13 protein-coding genes are annotated in these 18,881 nt (G+C 51.4%); 8 read left to right on the top strand and 5 right to left on the bottom strand.

Annotation, left to right across the window (positions count from 1 at the left end; genetic code table 11):
• Positions 1-442 precede the first annotated feature (442 nt).
• From OGY17_RS11770 to OGY17_RS11750, 5 genes are all read left to right on the top strand, one after another.
• On the top strand, positions 443-5,776 hold the full coding sequence (locus OGY17_RS11770; RefSeq protein WP_286607284.1) for a peroxidase family protein: 5,334 nt from the start codon (positions 443-445) through the stop codon (positions 5,774-5,776).
• Positions 5,777-5,786: 10 nt separating this feature from the next.
• Positions 5,787-7,526, top strand: a complete 1,740-nt coding sequence (locus OGY17_RS11765; RefSeq protein ID WP_286607282.1) for a type I secretion system permease/ATPase — start codon at positions 5,787-5,789, stop codon at positions 7,524-7,526.
• A complete protein-coding gene (locus OGY17_RS11760; RefSeq protein WP_185757633.1) occupies positions 7,526-8,854 on the top strand; it encodes an HlyD family type I secretion periplasmic adaptor subunit in 1,329 nt (442 codons plus the stop codon). The genes OGY17_RS11765 and OGY17_RS11760 overlap by 1 nt, the downstream gene beginning before the upstream one ends.
• A 134-nt stretch (positions 8,855-8,988) precedes the next feature.
• Positions 8,989-9,276 carry a VF530 family protein gene (locus OGY17_RS11755; protein ID WP_032943454.1) on the top strand — a complete coding sequence of 96 codons (288 nt, stop codon included), beginning with the start codon at positions 8,989-8,991 and terminating at the stop codon, positions 9,274-9,276.
• A gap of 12 nt (positions 9,277-9,288) precedes the next feature.
• Positions 9,289-10,656: a glycoside hydrolase family 10-like protein gene (locus OGY17_RS11750; RefSeq protein ID WP_020996398.1), complete on the top strand. Its 1,368-nt coding sequence runs from the start codon at positions 9,289-9,291 to the stop codon at positions 10,654-10,656.
• On the opposite strand, the gene OGY17_RS11745 is transcribed toward OGY17_RS11750, so the two are convergent.
• From OGY17_RS11745 to hdeB, 5 genes are all read right to left on the bottom strand, one after another.
• Entirely contained in the window at positions 10,653-11,171 is a 519-nt protein-coding gene (locus tag OGY17_RS11745) for a hypothetical protein (protein WP_213752249.1), read from the bottom strand. The two genes, OGY17_RS11750 and OGY17_RS11745, sit on opposite strands and share 4 nt — an antisense overlap.
• Before the next feature lie 54 nt (positions 11,172-11,225).
• Positions 11,226-12,497 (bottom strand): type II toxin-antitoxin system HipA family toxin, encoded by a 1,272-nt coding sequence (locus tag OGY17_RS11740; protein WP_286607275.1) that lies wholly within the window; start codon positions 12,495-12,497, stop codon positions 11,226-11,228.
• Positions 12,490-12,804, bottom strand: coding sequence for a helix-turn-helix domain-containing protein (locus tag OGY17_RS11735; protein ID WP_032943458.1), 315 nt, complete (start codon positions 12,802-12,804; stop codon positions 12,490-12,492). Before OGY17_RS11735 ends, OGY17_RS11740 begins: the two co-directional genes overlap by 8 nt.
• Before the next feature lie 179 nt (positions 12,805-12,983).
• Complete coding sequence (locus tag OGY17_RS11730) at positions 12,984-14,927, bottom strand: methyl-accepting chemotaxis protein (RefSeq protein ID WP_153687241.1); 1,944 nt, start codon at positions 14,925-14,927, stop codon at positions 12,984-12,986.
• A 155-nt stretch (positions 14,928-15,082) separates the two neighbouring features.
• Complete coding sequence (hdeB, locus tag OGY17_RS11725) at positions 15,083-15,412, bottom strand: acid-activated periplasmic chaperone HdeB (RefSeq protein WP_003019999.1); 330 nt, start codon at positions 15,410-15,412, stop codon at positions 15,083-15,085.
• A 401-nt stretch (positions 15,413-15,813) separates the two neighbouring features.
• On the opposite strand from hdeB, the gene OGY17_RS11720 reads away from it, so the two are divergent.
• The 3 genes from OGY17_RS11720 to OGY17_RS11710 are packed head-to-tail and all read left to right on the top strand — an operon-like array spanning position 15,814 to position 18,860.
• Positions 15,814-16,680: a MurR/RpiR family transcriptional regulator gene (locus tag OGY17_RS11720; RefSeq protein WP_003832990.1), complete on the top strand. Its 867-nt coding sequence runs from the start codon at positions 15,814-15,816 to the stop codon at positions 16,678-16,680.
• Between the two features lie 14 nt (positions 16,681-16,694).
• Positions 16,695-17,282, top strand: coding sequence for a D-alanyl-D-alanine dipeptidase (gene ddpX, locus OGY17_RS11715; RefSeq protein ID WP_191214662.1), 588 nt, complete (start codon positions 16,695-16,697; stop codon positions 17,280-17,282).
• Positions 17,283-17,297: 15 nt separating this feature from the next.
• Positions 17,298-18,860 carry an ABC transporter substrate-binding protein gene (locus OGY17_RS11710; RefSeq protein ID WP_057067750.1) on the top strand — a complete coding sequence of 521 codons (1,563 nt, stop codon included), beginning with the start codon at positions 17,298-17,300 and terminating at the stop codon, positions 18,858-18,860.
• Positions 18,861-18,881 lie beyond the last annotated feature (21 nt).

Here is an 18,881-nt window from a genome sequence, read left to right as displayed (position 1 = left end):
GATTTGACATAAATTCTAATGTAAAGAAATGAAAATTTAATCTTTTCATAAAAAAGTATGAGTGAAGTCGTCAACGGAAAAACCATAGTTATGATCATCACATAACTGTAATATGCGTTTTAAAAAGTAAAACCTTTACAGCCTTGAGGAGACCTTGTCTTCTCAAAACTTCGCGCCTCAAATATGTCTGTGATTTCAATGGGGCACGATGATTATTAACCTCTAAAACCTAATATATAAGTGAGGTGAATATCTTATTGTGCTAACTAATCTTCAGGAGAATAACGCTAATCTGGTCATGGATACATCATTTTTAAAATATGGACTTTTAATCATGCAATAACAATCAGGTATCTGATACGACTCATTCTTCTGTCATTTTTTGTAAGCGGAAGAAAAGAGTGATGATAGCTAATACAGGTAAAGATAGGGGTAATGACTTATGGCCTCACAATATGACTTTACTGTCACCCTGCACGATCTTGCTTTTATTCTTAAGCAGATCAAAATATCCGAAGCGGCAACTAACCCAGATGGTAGCGTTAATGCTGAATTGCTTAGAGAATTAGTTTCCAGCCCGCTATTACCTTATGGACTTCGCACGGTAGATGGTTCATGGAATAATCTTCTACCGGGTCAGGAGTTATATGGCTCTGCCGACCAGACAATGCCGAGATTAACCGCGTTAAACTGGCAAGATGCGGACCAAATGACCAGTTATATCCAAATTGGTGGCACCGTTATTGATGCCGACCCACGTATTATTAGTAACTTAATTTCCGATCAAACGGCATCTAACCCAGCCGCACTGGAGGTATTTAACGCATTAAAAGATGCTCCCGGCGGGGGGACTATTACAGGAGACGGAGAAACGTTATCCATTCCTAACCAGTCTCCCGATATCGGTCTCTCCCCTGCTTTTAACGGTTGGATGACCTTCTTTGGCCAGTTTTTTGACCACGGTCTGGATTTGATTCCCAAAGGAGGCAACGGTATCGTTTTCATTCCGCTACAGCCGGATGACCCTTTATATGTGGAAGGGTCGTCAACAAACTTTATGCTATTAACCCGGGCAACGGTGGATGAAAATCGAGAGACAGTAAACCTGACGACCCCCTTCATCGACCAAAACCAAACCTACACCTCCCATCCTTCACATCAGATTTTCATCCGCGAATACGTCATTATTGATGGGAAACCTGAGCCTACCGGGAATTTATTAGGCGGTGCGAACGGTGGACTGGCGACCTGGGCCGACGTTAAAAACCAGGCTGAAACCCTGCTTGGCATTAAACTCACCGATCAGGATGTGTTTAATGTTCCCCTGCTGGCTACGGATCGCTATGGTAATTTGATTTTAAGTGAAAATGGAAAGGTACAGATTGTTACCACCGGGGGACTGGTTGAAGCCAACGGCGGTCTGTTGCCTGAGGGAACATTCCGCACCGGCCATGCGTTTCTTGATGATATTGCGCATGCTGCCGCGCCAAAAGCGGGTCTGCTGGCAGATGATGACACTGCGATTGGGGGCGAAGGAGCGCAACCGGCAGGAACCTATGATAACGAACTGCTCGATCGTCACTTTATTACCGGTGACGGGCGTGGGAACGAAAATATAGGTTTAACCGCGGTGCACGCCGTTTTTCACAGCGAGCATAACCGTCTGGTTGAGCAATATAAAACAACACTGCTGGAAACCGGTGATATCGACCTCATTAATCAGTGGTTGATGCCCAATCATCAAATCACGGAATTACCTGCCGATACCAGTACGCTGGTATGGAACGGTGAGTACCTATTCCAGGCAGGTCGTTTCTCCACGGAAATGCAATATCAGCACCTCGTCTTCGAGGAGTTTGCCCGTACCGTACAACCCGCCGTCGATCCGTTTGTTTTCTCCAACACGGCGGATATAAACCCGATGATCTTTGCCGAGTTTGCGCATGTGGTTTACCGTTTCGGGCATTCAATGCTGACAGAAACCGTGGCGCGCACCGACATTGATATGCAAAGCGGTGATATTGACCTGATTTCAGCATTCCTGAATCCGGTAGCATTTAATCAAATCAACGGGGCCACCGTCACGGACGATCAGGCTATTGGCGCAATTGTGCGTGGTATGACGCGTCAGGTGGGTAACGAAATTGATGAATTTATTACCAATGCTCTGCGTAATAATCTCATCGGCCTGCCCCTCGATTTAGGCGCGCTTAATATAGCCCGTGGCCGTGACACCGCAATGCCGACGCTGAACCAGGCCCGCGAGCAGTTTTTTGCATTAAGCGGTGATAGTCAACTGAAGCCTTATACCAGTTGGGCTGACTTCACTACCTACCTGAAAAATCCCGCTTCAATCATTAACTTTATGGCCGCCTATGGTCAGCATGAGCTGATCCTCAATGCCACCAGCCTTGAAGGTAAGCGTGCAGCGGTAAACTTCCTATTGTTTGGTGATGCTAACAATGCCCCGCCTGCGGATGCGATGGATTTCTTTAACAGTACCGGAGCGTGGGCAACCAAAGAGACCGGCCTGAATATGGTCGATTTCTGGATTGGCGGGCTGGCAGAGCGCAAAAATGAATTTGGCGGCATGCTCGGCTCAACCTTCAACTTCGTCTTTGAAACACAAATGGAAATGCTTCAGGACGGCGATCGTTTCTACTATCTGAGCCGCGTTCAGGGATTGAACTTACTCAATGAACTGGAGGCCAACTCGTTTTCCGCACTAGTAATGCGTAACAGCGATCTTGGTGATGAGGGATCCTCCCACCTGCCCGCAAATCTGTTCCAGACACCGGACCATATTTTTGAAGTGAACCGCGTGCTGCAAACGGAAATCGACCCGAAATGGGGTAATCCGCTGAAGGATCTGCTCTCGCCGTTGTTGGTGCGTCGCGACCCAGGTGTGGATGTTGACGGCGATAGTTTTGCCGATGGCGGGTATCTGAAATATACCGGCGATGGGCATGTGGTGCTTGGAGGGACGGCAGGCAATGATACGTTAATCGGCGGTAAAGGGATCGACAGTCTGTGGGGTGATGGCGGAGATGACCGACTGGATGGCGGCGACGAAGCAGACGTGGTCCATGGCGGTGATGGTGATGACATTATTACCGATACCGGTACGCCCGTTGGTGATGCGGACTTCCTGCACGGTGATGCCGGACATGACGTTATCTTCTCCGGTAACGGAAACGATCTGGTCTTTGGTGGCAGCGGTAGCGACTTCGTGGTGGTCGGCGAAGATGCGCAGGAGGTCTTCTCGGGTCAGGATAACGACTTTGCGCTTGGCGGCTCGGGTGGTGATTTCCTGATGGGCAACGAAGGCGATGACTGGCTGGAAGGCGGCGACGGGTTTGACACGCTGGCGGGTGACAACTCCGAGTTGTTCTTCAACAGTACCATTATCGGTCACGATGTCCTCAACGGTCAGGGTAACGACACCGACTACGATGGCGAAGCCGGTGACGACATCATGGTTCAGGGCGCGGGGATCCAGCGCAATAATGGCATGGCCGGTTTCGACTGGGCTATCCATAAAGGCGACCCAAATGGCGCTAACTCTGACCTTGGGATCCCTATTTTCGTCAACCAGCAGGAGTTTATTCTACGCGACCGTTTTGATCTTGTTGAAGGGCTGTCGGGCTGGAAATACGACGATATCCTGACCGGGACAGAACAGCCGATAGGTACTGCGCCTGTTCAGGGCGTTCCCCTCTCTAACAACCTGACCCAGGAAGGTGCGGATCGGATCACCGGTTTACAGGCTATTCTCGGCGTAGAGCGTTCTACAAATCCGGACGCGGTGCTCCTGAATCCTGATGATGGTAGCGATATTTTACTCGGCGGTGGCGGTAGCGACCGCATTATGGGTAAAGCCGGTAACGATATCATTGATGGTGATGCATGGCTCAACGTGCGTATTGCCGTTACGGGTATGGCAGGACTCACCAGCGCCGAAGGAATGGCCGAACTGAAATCGTACATGCTGGCCGGCACGCTGAAACCGAATCAGCTGTCGATTGTGCGAGAAATCCTGCATGAAGGTAACGGCACGGAAACTGACGTCGCGGTGTACCGTGATGTCAGCAGCAACTATGTCTTTACCCGTATGGCGGACGGTAGCCTGCGCGTCGATCACGCCACGCCGGATGCCGCGCTGAACCTGAATGATGGCATCGATCGCCTGTTGAACATCGAAAAGCTCGAGTTTGGCGATGGGAAGCAGCTGTGGGTGACGGGGCAACAAGCGACGGGCGATCTTACCATCAGTAACCCTAACCCTTCGGTGGGCGACCTGCTGCGCGTCAACGTGGCGAACTTGCTGGATGGTAACGGGCTGGCGGCGGATGTGGCCATCACCATGACCTGGCAGGCATTCGTCAACGGCCAATGGCGAGATCAGGCAACCGGCGTTGAGTTCAGAGTGCCTGGCACTATTCAGGGCGCACCGCTGCGTGTGGTAGCCAGCTTTAACGACCGCATGGGTGACGCTGAAACCCTGGTGTCGGCACAAACTCAGGCGATCCTACCGCGAAATCAGGCCACGACCGGTGTGCCGGTAATTAACGACCTCACCCCAACTGAAAGCCTGACGCTGACCGCAGTGGTTTCAGGCATTGCTGACGCCGATGGTCTGAGCGGCGGTAATTTCACTTATCAATGGAGAATGAGTTCGCCAACCGGATTCGTCAACATCAACGGTGCGACTTCCGCCACCTATACGCCGGGTCAGGCTATGGTCGGCAGAACGTTGCAGGTGGTCGTTACCGTCGTCGACGATGAAGGCAACCCCCCTGTTGTCCTGACGTCGACCACCACCCAGCCCGTGGGCGATCTGATTGTGGGTACCAACGGGGCTAACACCCTCGTCGGTACTGCCTGGAGCGATATCCTACGCGGTGAAGGCGGTAATGACACCTTACTCGGCGGTGCAGGTGACGATCTGCTCATTGGCGGTGCGGGAAACGACAACCTCTCTGGTCAGGCGGGGCAAGATATTCTGCAAGGTGATGCCGGTAATGACACGCTTGATGGCGGGCTTGGTGCCGACAGTATGACCGGCGGCACGGGCGATGATACCTACATCGTTGATGATTTCGGTGATGTAGTTATTGAAGGTGTGAATGGTGGCACGGACGTTGTCCGAACCAACCTCAGCAGCTACGACCTCACCGATAACGTGGAAGAGCTGGTATTTACCGGCAGTGGTAGTTTTATCGGTACCGGTAATGCCATTGCGAACACCATTACGGGAGGGACCGGTAACGACTATCTGTTCGGCATGGGCGGTAACGACCAGTTGTTTGGTGGTATCGGGAATGACTTCCTCGATGGCGGAGATGGCGCTGATAACCTGCAAGGTGGAGTTGGCAACGACGTCATGATTGGCGGTGCGGGCGCGGATACCCTTTCTGGCGGTAGCGGGGACGATATTCTTAATGGTCAGGAAGGTAACGACATTCTGGACGGTGGTGCCGGTAGCGATATCTTTGCCTTTGGCGCCAACTTTGGGCAGGACCGAATTACCGGTTTTGACAGTAACCCCAACGGCGGGCAGGACTTCCTTGATCTCGTCTTGTTAGGTATCAACGCGGGTAATTTTGCCAGCAGCGTGTCTATCACCGGAAACAATGGTAACACCATTGTGACTATCGGTACAGATACCATCACATTGGTGGGCGTCAACTCAACCACCGTGAATATTGGTGACTTTTATCTGGAAATGCCCACTACCCTTGCCAGCAACAACGGCAATAGTTCATTGATCGTATAAGGAGAAGACTATGTCGCGCCAGCATACGCCAACAGAACTGAATGATGCATTAAAGGGAACGAAACCCACTTTTCTGATGCTGTTGTTTTTTAGTTGTGTGATTAATATGCTTATGCTGGCGCCGGCAATTTATATGCTACAGGTTTACGACCGTGTGCTGGTCAGTAAAAATACCACCACGCTGTTAATGTTGACCTTATTGATTGTCGGCTTGTACATCGTTATAGCCATGATTGAATCTGCCCGCGCGCAGGTTATGGTCAGGCTTGGCAACAGGCTGGATATAAAGCTAAGCCAGTTGGTTTTTAACGCAGCCTTTAAAAGAAAGATGGTTACCGGCGATAACAACCCGGCGCAATCTTTAGCCGAACTGGATCAGGTTCGTCAGTTTCTTTCCGGGAATAGTCTATTCGCCTTACTGGATATTCCCTGGACGCCGATATATCTGTTCATCGCCTTTTTGGTCCATCCCCTGCTGGGATACCTTTCTCTCGGCGGAATAACGTTATTATTTATTCTGACGCTGGTATCCGAAATCTCTACCAAACGCCCGATTCAGCAAGCGCACGCCTTAACCATTAACAATGCCAGCAAACTGAATAAACAGCTGCAAAACGCCGATGCCATTGAGGCGATGGGGATGCTTTCGACCCTGAAGTCCAACTGGCAGGAGCAACATAACAAAGTGCTGGCACTACAAACGCAGATTGCCGACAAAACGGCCGGGTTAAGCAGCCTCAGCCGCTTTGTGCGGGTGTTGCTGCAATCTATTGCGCTGGGCGCCGGGGCTTTACTGGTGATCGGCGGCCATATTACTCCGGGCTTGATGATCGCCGCCTCGATTATTCTTGGCCGCGTCCTCAACCCGGTAGAACAAGTTATTGGCAGCTGGAAGCAGTTCGTGCAGTTTCGTAGCGCGTGGCATCAGCTCTCAACCTTGCTGAAGGAGTATCCGGCACCGAAAGAGGTACTGACCCTGCCGCGTCCTAACGGCAACATCAGCGTCGAAAGCGTCTTCGCCGCTGCCCCCGGCCAGCCTTCCCCGCTACTGCGTAATATCGCATTCCAGCTGGAGCAAGGTGAAGTCCTGGGGATTATCGGCCCCTCAGCCTCAGGGAAAACCTCGCTGGCAAAGGTTCTGGTTGGTGTCTGGAAACCGTTATCAGGGAAAGTCAGATTAGACGGCGCAGATATTTGTCAGTGGGATAAAGCGCTGCTAGGTCCGTCTATTGGCTATCTGCCGCAGGATGTAGAACTGTTTGACGGTACCATCGCGCAAAACATTGCCCGCTTCTCGCAGAATGACAGTGAGCTTATCGTCGCCGCCGCATTACTGGCAGGCGTTCATGAGATGATCCTGCGCTTGCCACAAGGTTATGACACGCTGTTGGGCGCAGGCGGATACCAGCTCTCCGGCGGGCAGCGGCAGCGTATCGGGCTGGCACGCGCCGTGTATAACAATCCTGCGTTCATCGTGCTTGATGAACCGAATGCCAATCTTGACGACGCGGGCGAATTTGCACTCGTTAAAGCCATCAATACCCTGCGTACACAGGGACAAACTACCGTCATTATCTCACACCGCCCGACGCTGCTCGGCGTGGTCAATAAGGTTTTGCTGCTTAACGATGGCGCCATACAGGAGTTTGGTACCCGCGATCAGGTTTTTGCCCATTTGCGTCAGGCCAACGTACTGAAACCGGTGGCTACGCCTTCTCCATCCACTACTGAACAGCAACGTGAGGCCTGATGATGAAAAAGAATCCCCACAATACGGCATCTGCTGGCGTAGATACCAATATCTGGTCGCCGATTATCCGGGGCGTGATCGTCATTGTGCTTGGTGTCGGTAGTTTTATATTCTGGGCAGTGCAAGCTCCATTAGATGCGGGCGTGGTCGCTGATGGTACGGTAACCGTATCGAGTAACCGCAAAACTATTCAGCATCTGAGCGGCGGTCGGGTAACGGATATCTTTATCAAAGAAGGCGACTTCGTGAAGAAAAATCAGGTTCTCGTCCGGTTGGATAAAATGCAGCTCGAAATGCGTTTCAGCGCGTTAAATGCCCAGTATATTTCTGCAAAAAGTATCGAAGATCGCCTGTTGGCAGAACGCGATGGCCTGGAAGCGATCGTCTTTAATACGACGCTGACGCAGCAATTCTCTGGCAATAAACGGCTGACAGAAGTCAGAAATCTGCAGGCCAAGCTTTTCGATACGCGTCGCAAAACGATTCAGGACGAACTGTCGATGATTGAGGAGACGCTCGATGGTCTGGTTGGGCAAACGGATAATCTCAATAAAATAAAAGGCTATCGCGACCACCAGTTTTCCCTGATTAACCGGGAGTTGGGGGCTATTCGCGCGCTGAGCGAAAAGAACTATTACCCCAAAGCGCAATTACTGGTGCTGGAGCGCGAAGCGGCTGAAATATCTGGCAGCGTTTCAGAAGATATTCTTAACATTGCCAAACTGAAATCGCAGCAAAACGAATTAAAAATTAAAGCCTACCAGGTGCGTCATCAATATTTACGTGAAGTTGAGTCTGAACTGACGGAAAACCAAAAAGAAGTGGCAATGCTGGAGGATGAACTGGTGTCCACCCGTCACGAGCTGGATAACACCGAGATCCGCTCACCGATTAACGGTATCGTGCTGGATGTTAAAGTCAGTACCGTGGGCGGCGTCATTCAGCCTGGAGAACATTTAATGGATATCGTTGCCGCCGGACAACCGATGCAAATCGATGCCAAAATACCGGTGCATGCCATTGATAAACTGGTCCCCGGCTTAACCGTTGATGTGCTTTTCCCTGCCCTTAACCATGCCCTGTTGCCGTCGGTTCCGGCCCGGGTTCTGACTATCTCGGCGGACCGCTTAATTGATGAAACCACTCAGCAGCCTTACTACCTTGCGGAAGTACAGGTTTCAGCAGAGGGCGCGCGTTTGCTGGGCGATTACAAAATTAAAGCGGGAATGCCTGCCAGCGTGACGATCAAGACCGGTGAACGAACCCTGATGAGTTACCTGTTTAAACCGTTGATTGCCCGTCTGGAACTGGCTTTTAAAGAGTATTGAGCCATCCATTGCCGGTATGGCGTACGGCTTGTCGCGCCATACCGCTTTCTGCCGTTGCTGGCAGCTTTGCTTTCTTGTAACCTTCTTTCCGTCTCACTACTGACAAAATCTGGAACCACTGAACTGGACTTCATATGAATGCTCATATTTCTAAAGACCCTTTACATGGCGTAACGCTTGAAATGCAGGTCAATGCCCTGGTTGAACGTTATGGTTGGGCTGAACTGGCGCAACGCATTAATATCAACTGCTTTAAAAATGAACCGAGCGTTAAATCCAGTCTGAAGTTTCTGCGCCGCACGCCGTGGGCGCGGGCAGAAGTTGAAGCGCTGTACCTTGATTCGCTGCATGACCTGGCCTCAAACAACACCCCCGAACCGGCCTTCGATCCCTGGGCTAACAGCCGCAATAAAAAGAAATAAGAGCAAAATCAGATGGCAGCATCCGGTTTCTTTTCAGGAAATTATCAGAAAAAACTGGCGAAGATTCTCGCCCGTTCTCGTGCCAGACTACCGCTGACCAACATGAAATGGTTTGCTGTACTTGTGGGCAGTATGTTGTTACTGGGCAGCTGTTCTTCACAACCGCCCGGCCCCAAAACCACTCCGCTACCTCCGGTGAGCAAACCACAGCAGAGCAAGGAGCCAGTGCGCGGGATCTGGCTGGCCACGGTTTCTCGTCTTGACTGGCCGCCGATCTCATCCGTGAACATCAGTTCGCCTGCCGTACGCATCAGCCAGCAGCAAAAAGCGCTGACGGATAAGCTGGACAACCTGAAACGGCTTGGTATTAACACCGTTTTTTTCCAGGTTAAACCCGATGGGACCGCATTGTGGAAGTCAAAGATCCTACCGTGGTCAGATACCCTGACCGGTACGATTGGCCAGGATCCGGGTTACGATCCGCTGCAGTTTATGCTCGATGAAGCGCATAAACGCGGAATGAAAGTTCATGCCTGGCTTAACCCCTACCGCGTGTCCGTAAACACCAAACCTTCGACGGTCTCTGAATTAAACAGCACGCTTTCACAGACGCCGTCCAGCGTATACGTCCTGCATCGGGACTGGATCCGCACTGCGGGCGAGCGTTTTGTGTTAGACCCCGGTATTCCCGACGTGCGCGACTGGATCACCAGCATCGTGGCGGAAGTGGTTGAGAATTACCCGGTTGATGGCGTGCAGTTTGATGATTACTTCTATACCGAATCTCCCGGCTCTGCGCTCAACGACAGCCAGACCTTCAGAAGATACGGCCAGGGATTCGCTTCCAAGGCTGACTGGCGTCGCGATAACACGCAACGGCTGATTGCCCAGGTTTCGCGGACCATCAAGAAACTCAAGCCTGAGGTTGAATTCGGCGTCAGTCCTGCGGGCGTGTGGCGCAACCGTTCGCACGATCCAGCGGGCTCCGACACGCGCGGCGCGGCAGCGTATGATGAGTCGTATGCAGACACCCGCCGTTGGGTGCAACTAGGTTTGCTGGATTACATTGCACCGCAACTCTACTGGCCTTTTGCCCGCGACGCAGCGCGTTACGATGTACTGGCAAAATGGTGGGCAGATGTCGTGAAATCAACCAACACCCGCCTCTACATTGGTGTAGCGCTGTATAAAGTTGGTGAACCATCGAGAAAAGAGCCAGACTGGACGGTAAAAGGCGGTGTGCCGGAACTGAAAAAGCAGCTCGATTTAAACGAATCCGAACCGTACATCAACGGCACGATCCTGTTTCGCGAAGATTATCTTAATCAACCGCAAACGCAGGAAGCCGTGACCTATATTCGTAATCGTTGGGGACGTTAATAGTTGTCCTGAGTGGGAAGTCTGAGCCAGACGCTCACGTAGCGGGTAAATTTCCCCACAAAAACGCCGGCGAACATGCCGCCTGTAATGATAGCCAGAGCGCTCATTGCGGGTTGACGTAAAACGTCGGGAGCAGTGGCGTTAAGTACGCCAAGAACGTACTTAACGCCAAATGCCAGCAACATAAATGGCAATGCGGAATAATCTGCCGGACGATGAATACTCCGCGGTGCGCTACTGCGGCTCAAACGGTCTGGGTTAATTAATATGTAGCCAATTATCGCGCCGCTGATAATACCTATCGCCCACTGGATATAGGTAATGAGGGTCGGGTCGCGATAAGTGATTAAATCGTAGATATCCCAGAACAGAAAAATAGCCGGGATCAGCGCCAGCTTTTCCAGCGTGACGGTGGCGGGTGTTCTGGCTTTAATCCCTCTGTAAAGTAGAAAGGCAAACAGCAGATACACCCAAACTGGCGTGTGTTCCAGCATACCCAAGACAAATTCAGCCATAACATTGCCCCGCTCAGATTTAATTCTTCGCTAAGTGTAGCGGCTGTATCTGCGTTACCGGGACATTAACCGACGGACATTATCATCAATTTGTTTCTGAATCGTCTTCAGCGTGGATTGCGTTATCTGATCGGGGTATTTGTCCCTGGCGATGGCGCTCAATGCCGTGGCAAAGTGACAGACTTTTTCGATTATGCCGTTCACATGGTCAGCAGATAACTCAGCTTCCTGAACGCCAAGCGACTGAAGGTGCTTTCTTTCGATATCCAGCGCCTCTCCCAGCACGTCCATTTGGTGATACCCGCCAGGCCCTTCGCACCAGGTGACATCGTAAGCCGGAGCCAGAGTCCAGTCTCCATCGGCTGACATTAAATAGGCAAAATTCTTCGGATGATCGTCGCGGTTGTTAAATGCCACGTTGAAAACCACGCGTTCGAACGCTTTTCCCTTTTCTCTGACATCATTGGTACAAATCTGCGTGGCGCGCAGAAAATCCCGGTAGTCTAAAGCGCCGGGTATCTGGTAATTTGCCCCGGTAAGTGCCGCCAGGCTCTGCATAGGAATACGTATCGACTGGTCACGGTCGAAACGGCGAGTGGCAAATGCCGCCTGTCCGCCGGGCAGATTGAAATACGCAGTATCGGGCGTGGTGATCCCACATTGGCGCAAGCATTCAGCATAAACCGCTTCGATGGCACATACCTCAGCATGCTCATGCCTGGCGGGAAATTTAATCAGCCAGCTTTCGCTCCCGGGTAGCGGCGCCGTGGTGAATTTAGACGTGACAGTGTCACGATAAAGTAACGCCTTAGGCCTTGCTCCCTGTGGCGAACCGCCCATCTGGAGTAATTTTTGCAAGAATTCCCCGCCTTCGCCGCTCAGGACTTCCTGAACCTCAGCGGCCAGTTGTGCGAGAGGAACATCCTCTTTTGACAGCGTCTCGGAATCTGACTGAACGGGCTGAAATGTCATGGCGCCCATCGCGTTGTTGCCGACCCAGGTTAAGCGCTCCAATGGACCTATGCGTGCTGCGTTGAGCCCGCGGCGTTTAAATAGTCGGTCCATCAACAGCATACCCCAGCCGTCAGGTAGCGAATCATAGACTGGCCCAGGTAATCCCAGCTGATGAGCCGGGAAATCCCTGCGTAAACGGGGACCGTTCAGCGGTAACATCAGTCGGGACAGTTCCAGCCCCTTACGTAAGGCCTCTTCACTGTATTCAAAGGCGATCAACGGACGTCCGGTCAGGGCTGTGGAAGACACCAGTTTGCCCCACAGCCATTTCTCACCCCAGCCTTCATAGAAGACATCAACTTGCTCAGGCATCAGAATTTTTCCTTTTGATCCGCTGACGTGCCGCGCTCTTTTCGTAACGCAAAATATCATCGAGACTATCAATCCTGGGTTTGAATAACCCCTCCAGTGCATCGCCATAGCCTAACACCATCGCGACTTTGACCAGATTCTCAAATCCTACATTTTTCCCCGCTTCCAGATTCGACACGGTATTCACACCGACCCCTGAACGCGCGGCAACATCAGCCTGCGTCATTTGCCGGGCGAGTCGTTCTTTACGCAATCTGTCGCAAAGTAGTTTGACGATATCGGCTGCAGTATTTAGCGTTAAATCCATAATATTGGCTCTTATTGGGATAAAAACGACTTTACACCCAATATTATAGAGTTAAGTGGGGAATGATTCAAAGCCTTATAAGGCACAATAAAAAGGAGTTAAACCGGAAAATCTTGCTTAAGGGCCATTATACTGGAGTTATCCGGGCGCATTGTCTGTACCCGGATATGGTGTTGTTATCAGGCAACGGAAGGTTCAGGTAATCTGAAGGATGAGACCAGCAATGCCAGTTGTTCCGCCTCCTCTTTCAGCGCCTGCGTCCGTGCTGCGGCATCATCAATTAATGAGGCGTTTTGCTGAACGGTGCTGTCCATTTCGGTAACGGCCAGCGTAACTTCGGAAACGCCCTTACGTTGTTCTTCACCCGCAACGCGTATTTCCCCCATCAACTGGCGCACCTGACGCACATTGTTGACCAGTTCTCCCAGACGCTCACCGGCATTGTGAATTTGCTGACTTCCGCTACCAACATGAGAAACGGATTCATCAATCAACGTTTTAATTTCCTGGGCGGCGGTGGCACTGCGCTGAGCCAGCGTGCGCACTTCGGAGGCCACGACAGCAAACCCTCTGCCTGCATCGCCCGCTCTGGCGGCTTCAACCGCGGCATTCAGGGCGAGAATATTGGTCTGGAACGCAATGCTGTCGATGACCGCGACAATTTCCACCATTCTGCCGGATGAGGCGCTGACGTTATCCATTGTTGAGATCACGCCCTGCATCACATCGCCGCAGCGGTTGGCCGTTTGCGCGGTGCTATCGGATAGCTCATCCGCCAGTTGTGTATTACTGGCGTTTTGATGAACGGTCGCATTTAACTGTTCCATAGCCGCCGAACTCTCTTCCAGCGCAGCGGCCTGCTGCGTTACGCGAGATGAAAGCTCCATATTACTGTCAGCCAGGCTAACGGCGTTATTCGCTACCACTGTGCTACTGCTTCTGACGGTGATCAGGATGGCTGAGATTTTATCGACGAACAGGTTAAACGCCTCGGCGATAGCCGAAATCTCGTCTTTGCCACGAACATCCAGACGACGGGTAAGATCGCCTTCTCCCTGCGCGATGTCATCAAGTGCCTGACGGGTATCATCGAGACGCGAAATCAGTCGACGAACCACCAGCCATGATCCCACCAGCAACAGCGTCATGATAGGGATCAATACTTCCAGAACGTCCTGCATCATCACTTTGGCAAGACCGACAATACGAGATTCCGGGGTTGCAAGTCCTACGACCCAGCCGGTATCTGGCATCGGGAACAGCATTACCTGTGACGCGGTATTCAGGACGTTGTCGTTTGCCAGCGTGATAGTCTTCACCCCATCTGTCGGGCGCAAAGATTTCAGACCGTTTTGCACCGGGATAAGCCACTGCGCGCTTTGCGCCAAATCGTTAATGGTTTTATATTTTGCCAGGTCGGCCTGCGGGAAATAGAGAATTTGTCCCTGCTTGTCTACCACAAATGCGTAACCACCGGTGCTGTTTCCCTGCTGCTGCATGAAGGTAGCGACGTTATCCAGACGGATATCAGTGGTAGCGACACCGGCAAACTTGCCCGCCTGTTGATAAGGCACGCTGCATGTCACCATGTTGACGCCTGAACTGGCATCCTGGTAAACGTCAGACCATAAACAGCTGTTTTGTGAATGGCCTTTGGCCAGTTGATACCAGCTTTCATTGTGGTATCCACTCGATCCTTCGACGTTATAATCATTGGAATACACCAGCTTTCCTTCAGCATTACGCGCCCAGAAAAAGCTTCTTTTCTCCACACCTGCGGTGAAGGCGTCTGGTTCTGGCCAGATGCCGCCGCCGGTAATAATCGAGTCTTTACCTTCACCAATAAGATGCGGAACGACGCTTTGATACAGTGATTCATCGTTAGGCAACACTTCAGCCAGTCGCGACAGGCTGACGGTCTCACCTTCAATTCGGGACAATACGGTACTCAACTGACGGGTTAAACCTTGCCCTGTTTCTTCGATCAGGGCGGTGTTGATTTCAACGACGCGCGGCTGACCGCGCCAGAGCATAATCACCACGATAACAAGGGTCGTTACTGCAAGCAGCAGAATGCCGCCGATGGTTAAACGCGTTGAAATACGAGTAGGATACCAGGCCATACAAACTCCTTCTGCAAAAGGCTAACTTTTATCCAGTATCGGCACAGGCGTTTATATCTTTATAAAGTTTTCTTAAGTATTGCAAAACAAATAAGTGACAGCGTCACAAATAGCAAAACCCAGCACTTTGGCTGGGTTTTAATAACATCTTAATCTTATTTAGATAATTCTTTTTTGATTTCGTCTTTTATTTTACTTAATTCACTCTGCGGATGTTTCTTACAAAGTTCAACGGTCAGAGGAACTGCAGTCGTAACGGTTTCGTTATAGTCGACGTAGTCACCACCTTTGAAGTCTTCGTCTTCATTGAGCACCCAGAAGGCCACCGGAGCCATAGTTTGTGGGTTCAAATCAATAAACTCCTGGCAGTTCATACCTTTCGGAGTCACTTCAGTTTTAGCGTTATCTGTTGCTGCATTGACGCTGACACTGGTTAACAGCGCTGCGACCAGAATACCTGCTGTAGAAAGGGAGAATTTATTCATTGTAGTACTCCATTTATAATATAAATAATATCTACACTTGCGCTTAACACCGTTAATGTAGCTCGCGAAAAATAATACCCCTACCGTCATAAGAATAAAGATTGCTGTTATTGATATGGCTGAAATTTATATTTCCTATTACTGATTCTTATGTCTGAGGGATAAATGTTGCCCACAATGTGATCGTTCCGACGAAATCAGCAGATTCATACCCCTCTTCCTCTACCGTTGCACCAAAACTGAACTACGCTGCACAAATGTTGATCATTGGTTAATGAATATCGGTTGGTTTTTAACAAAAACAGCCGGCGTGCCGCTGTTACGCACATGGCACGCGTCCTGCATTGTTAATTCGCTAACAGAAATACGGTATCTGACAGGCAACTAACAGCGAGAAGGTAATGACAGCCAAACCAGAGTTATTTACCCGCATAGAGCAAACCTTTAGCCAGCTGACGCCCAGCGAAAAGCGCGTGGCCGGGTGGCTGTTAGCCCATGCTGTGCAGATCCCATTTGAAACCGCAGATGGCATCGCCAAAGCAACCGGAACCAGCGGCATTACCGTCGGACGTTATCTGCGTAAACTGGGTTTTCGTAACCTGGAGGATGCAAAAGCCAGTCTGCGTGAGCTGCCCGTTGTTCCGTATCAGCCCTGGGGAATGAATGAACGACTGGATTCCTGGCACCAGCAACAAAGCCTGCCGGATCGGGCACAGCAGTCGCTGTTACTGGAGATCGACGCCATTACCCACGTCTATCAACTTGCCCAGGGTGAGACGTTTCAACGCATTGCGCAGCAGCTGGCGCATGCGGAAGCCGTATACATCCTCGGGATCCAGTCCACCCGCGGGATCGCCAACGCCTTTTTTAGTCACCTGGAATACCTGCGACCTAAAGTCAGCTACTCCGAAGGCCTTTCCGGCAGTTGGGTAGAGTCGCTGAACTCGGGATTCAGCCAGCCTTACGTGGTTATTACCGATATGCGCGCCTACTCCGCTATTTCGCGACAATATTGCCGCGTCGCCACAGAACGCTGTATTCCGCTGGCGCTCATTACCGATGTGTGGTGCCCATGGGCCAGGGATTATTCCATTGATTTACTTCAGGTAAAAACTGACACCGGGCATTTCTGGGACTCACTGGCACCGGTGAGCTGTCTGTTCAACTTATTACTTTCTGCGGTGGTAGCGCAACTGGGTGACGCCCTCGCAGGACGCCTGCAAACCAATCGCCAGTTACAACAACAATTTGGTCAATTCGAACAATAAACAGGAAACGTGCTATGTCAGAACTCCCAGAACTGGTCGATCTGTCGGTGATATTTCCGTCGCTGCATATCGATCTTAAATACGCTACTGCCGACAACATTACCGGCGCACCTATCTACCGGGAAGCGCGTTGTCTGTTGCACACTGAGGCGGTAACCGCGCTGGCTAAAAGCATCAGCATTGCGCAACTGGCCGGCCTGCAGCTTGTGGTGTACGACGCGTATCGCCCCCAGCAGGCGCAGGCGATACTGTGGAATGCCTGTCCCGACCCGCAGTATGTTGTCGATGTCGCAATTGGTTCCAATCACAGCCGGGGCACAGCCATTGACGTTACGTTGATGGACGATCGCGGCCATCTCCTTGATATGGGAGCCGGTTTTGATGAAATGCACGACCGTTCCCATGCCTGGCACCCGTCTGTACCTCCGGCCGCGCAGCGTAACCGCCTACTGCTCAATGCCATTATGTTTGGCGGTGGTTTTGTCGGTATTAACAGTGAATGGTGGCATTTTGAATTACCTGATGCCGCTCGCTATCCGCTGCTTGACGATCAAATAGGTTGTTACACTGTCACGTCCATAACAACACAACATCCCCTTTAATTCTGGAGCCTGGTTATGAAGACTACACCTGCGTTAAACGCTTTTTTCCGCCCCGCTCTGATAGCCGTTGCGTTAGCGTTTGCCCTGCCCGCCGCACAGGCTGCCGTTCCCAAAGATATGTTGGTGATTGGTAAAGCCGCCGATCCGCAGACGCTCGACCCCGCCGTGACCATCGATAACAATGACTGGACGGTCACCTATCCCTCCTACCAGCGGTTGGTTCAATACAAAACCGACGGAGGCAAAGGCTCCACGGAAGTTGAAGGTGATTTAGCCAGCGGCTGGAAAGCCTCTGACGATCAGAAAGAGTGGACGTTTACCCTGAAAAACGATGCCAAATTCGCCGACGGAACGCCGGTAACGGCAGATGCGGTAAAGCAGTCCTTTGAACGTTTGCTCAAGATTGGTCAGGGACCTGCGGAGGCTTTCCCAAAAGATCTGAAGGTCGACGTCATTGATAACAACACGGTGAAATTTACCCTCAGCCAGCCGTTTGCCCCGTTTCTGTATACGCTGGCAAATGACGGTGCCTCAATCATTAACCCGGCCATCTTAAAAGAGCATGCCGCAGACGATGCCCGCGGATTCCTGGCGCAGAACACGGCTGGATCTGGTCCCTTCATGCTGAAGAGCTGGCAAAAGGGACAACAACTGGTGCTGGTGCCTAACCCGCATTATCCCGGTACAAAACCGACATTTAAGCGTGTCTCAGTCAAAATCATTGGTGAAAGCGCCTCCCGTCGCCTGCAATTGTCGCGTGGCGATATCGACATTGCCGATGCGCTGCCTGTTGACCAGCTTGCCGCTTTGAAACAGGAAGGCAAAGTGAACGTGGCGGATTATCCCTCGCTGCGCGTGACCTATCTGTATCTCAACAACAGTAAAGCCCCGCTCAATCAGGTGGATTTACGCCGTGCCATCTCGTGGGCCACTGATTATAAAGGCATGGTTAACGGGATCCTGAGCGGCAATGGAAAGCAAATGCGTGGCCCGATCCCTGAAGGCATGTGGGGTTTTGACGATAAGGCCATGCAGTACAGCTTCGATGAAGCCAAAGCCAAAGCCGCGTGGGACAAAGTTGCTAGCAAACCTGAAAGCCTGAGCTTCCTGTACTCTGATAATGACCCTAACTGGGAACCTATCGCGCTCGCCACCCAGGCAAGCCTTGGCAAACTGGGTATTAAGGTGAAACTGGAAAAACTGGCAAACGCCACCATGCGCGACCGCGTGGGCAAAGGCGATTACGACATTGCCATTGGCAACTGGAGTCCGGATTTTGCCGACCCGTACATGTTTATGAACTACTGGTTTGAGTCAGATAAGAAGGGTTTGCCCGGTAACCGTTCGTTCTATGAAAACGGTGAGGTCGATAAGCTGCTGCGCAGCGCGCTGGCCACAACCGATCAGGTGGCCAGAACCAATGACTACCAGCAGGCGCAAACCATCGTGATTGATGAAGCGGCCTACGTCTATTTATTCCAGAAAAACTATCAGCTGGCGATGAATAAAGACGTCAAAGGATTTGTATTCAACCCCATGCTGGAACAGGTCTTCAATATCTCCACCATGAGTAAATAAGCCACGTTTATGCGGAGCCGC

Source organism: Citrobacter sp. Cpo126, from assembly GCF_030332445.1.
In the GTDB taxonomy this organism is placed as follows: Bacteria; Pseudomonadota; Gammaproteobacteria; order Enterobacterales; family Enterobacteriaceae; genus Citrobacter; species Citrobacter portucalensis.
This window is presented reverse-complemented; position numbering and strand designations above follow the sequence as displayed.

What these genes read in the sequence shown, in the direction of transcription:
- OGY17_RS11710 (WP_057067750.1), top strand. Translation starts at nt 17,298, where the DNA reads ATGAAGACTACACCTGCGTTAAACGCTTTTTTCCGCCCCGCTCTGATA.
- OGY17_RS11770 (WP_286607284.1), top strand. Translation starts at nt 443, where the DNA reads ATGGCCTCACAATATGACTTTACTGTCACCCTGCACGATCTTGCTTTT.
- hdeB (WP_003019999.1), bottom strand. Translation starts at nt 15,412, where the DNA reads ATGAATAAATTCTCCCTTTCTACAGCAGGTATTCTGGTCGCAGCGCTG.
- OGY17_RS11765 (WP_286607282.1), top strand. Translation starts at nt 5,787, where the DNA reads ATGTCGCGCCAGCATACGCCAACAGAACTGAATGATGCATTAAAGGGA.
- OGY17_RS11750 (WP_020996398.1), top strand. Translation starts at nt 9,289, where the DNA reads ATGGCAGCATCCGGTTTCTTTTCAGGAAATTATCAGAAAAAACTGGCG.
- OGY17_RS11740 (WP_286607275.1), bottom strand. Translation starts at nt 12,497, where the DNA reads ATGCCTGAGCAAGTTGATGTCTTCTATGAAGGCTGGGGTGAGAAATGG.
- OGY17_RS11760 (WP_185757633.1), top strand. Translation starts at nt 7,526, where the DNA reads ATGATGAAAAAGAATCCCCACAATACGGCATCTGCTGGCGTAGATACC.
- ddpX (WP_191214662.1), top strand. Translation starts at nt 16,695, where the DNA reads ATGTCAGAACTCCCAGAACTGGTCGATCTGTCGGTGATATTTCCGTCG.
- OGY17_RS11735 (WP_032943458.1), bottom strand. Translation starts at nt 12,804, where the DNA reads ATGGATTTAACGCTAAATACTGCAGCCGATATCGTCAAACTACTTTGC.
- OGY17_RS11730 (WP_153687241.1), bottom strand. Translation starts at nt 14,927, where the DNA reads ATGGCCTGGTATCCTACTCGTATTTCAACGCGTTTAACCATCGGCGGC.
- OGY17_RS11755 (WP_032943454.1), top strand. Translation starts at nt 8,989, where the DNA reads ATGAATGCTCATATTTCTAAAGACCCTTTACATGGCGTAACGCTTGAA.
- OGY17_RS11720 (WP_003832990.1), top strand. Translation starts at nt 15,814, where the DNA reads ATGACAGCCAAACCAGAGTTATTTACCCGCATAGAGCAAACCTTTAGC.
- OGY17_RS11745 (WP_213752249.1), bottom strand. Translation starts at nt 11,171, where the DNA reads ATGGCTGAATTTGTCTTGGGTATGCTGGAACACACGCCAGTTTGGGTG.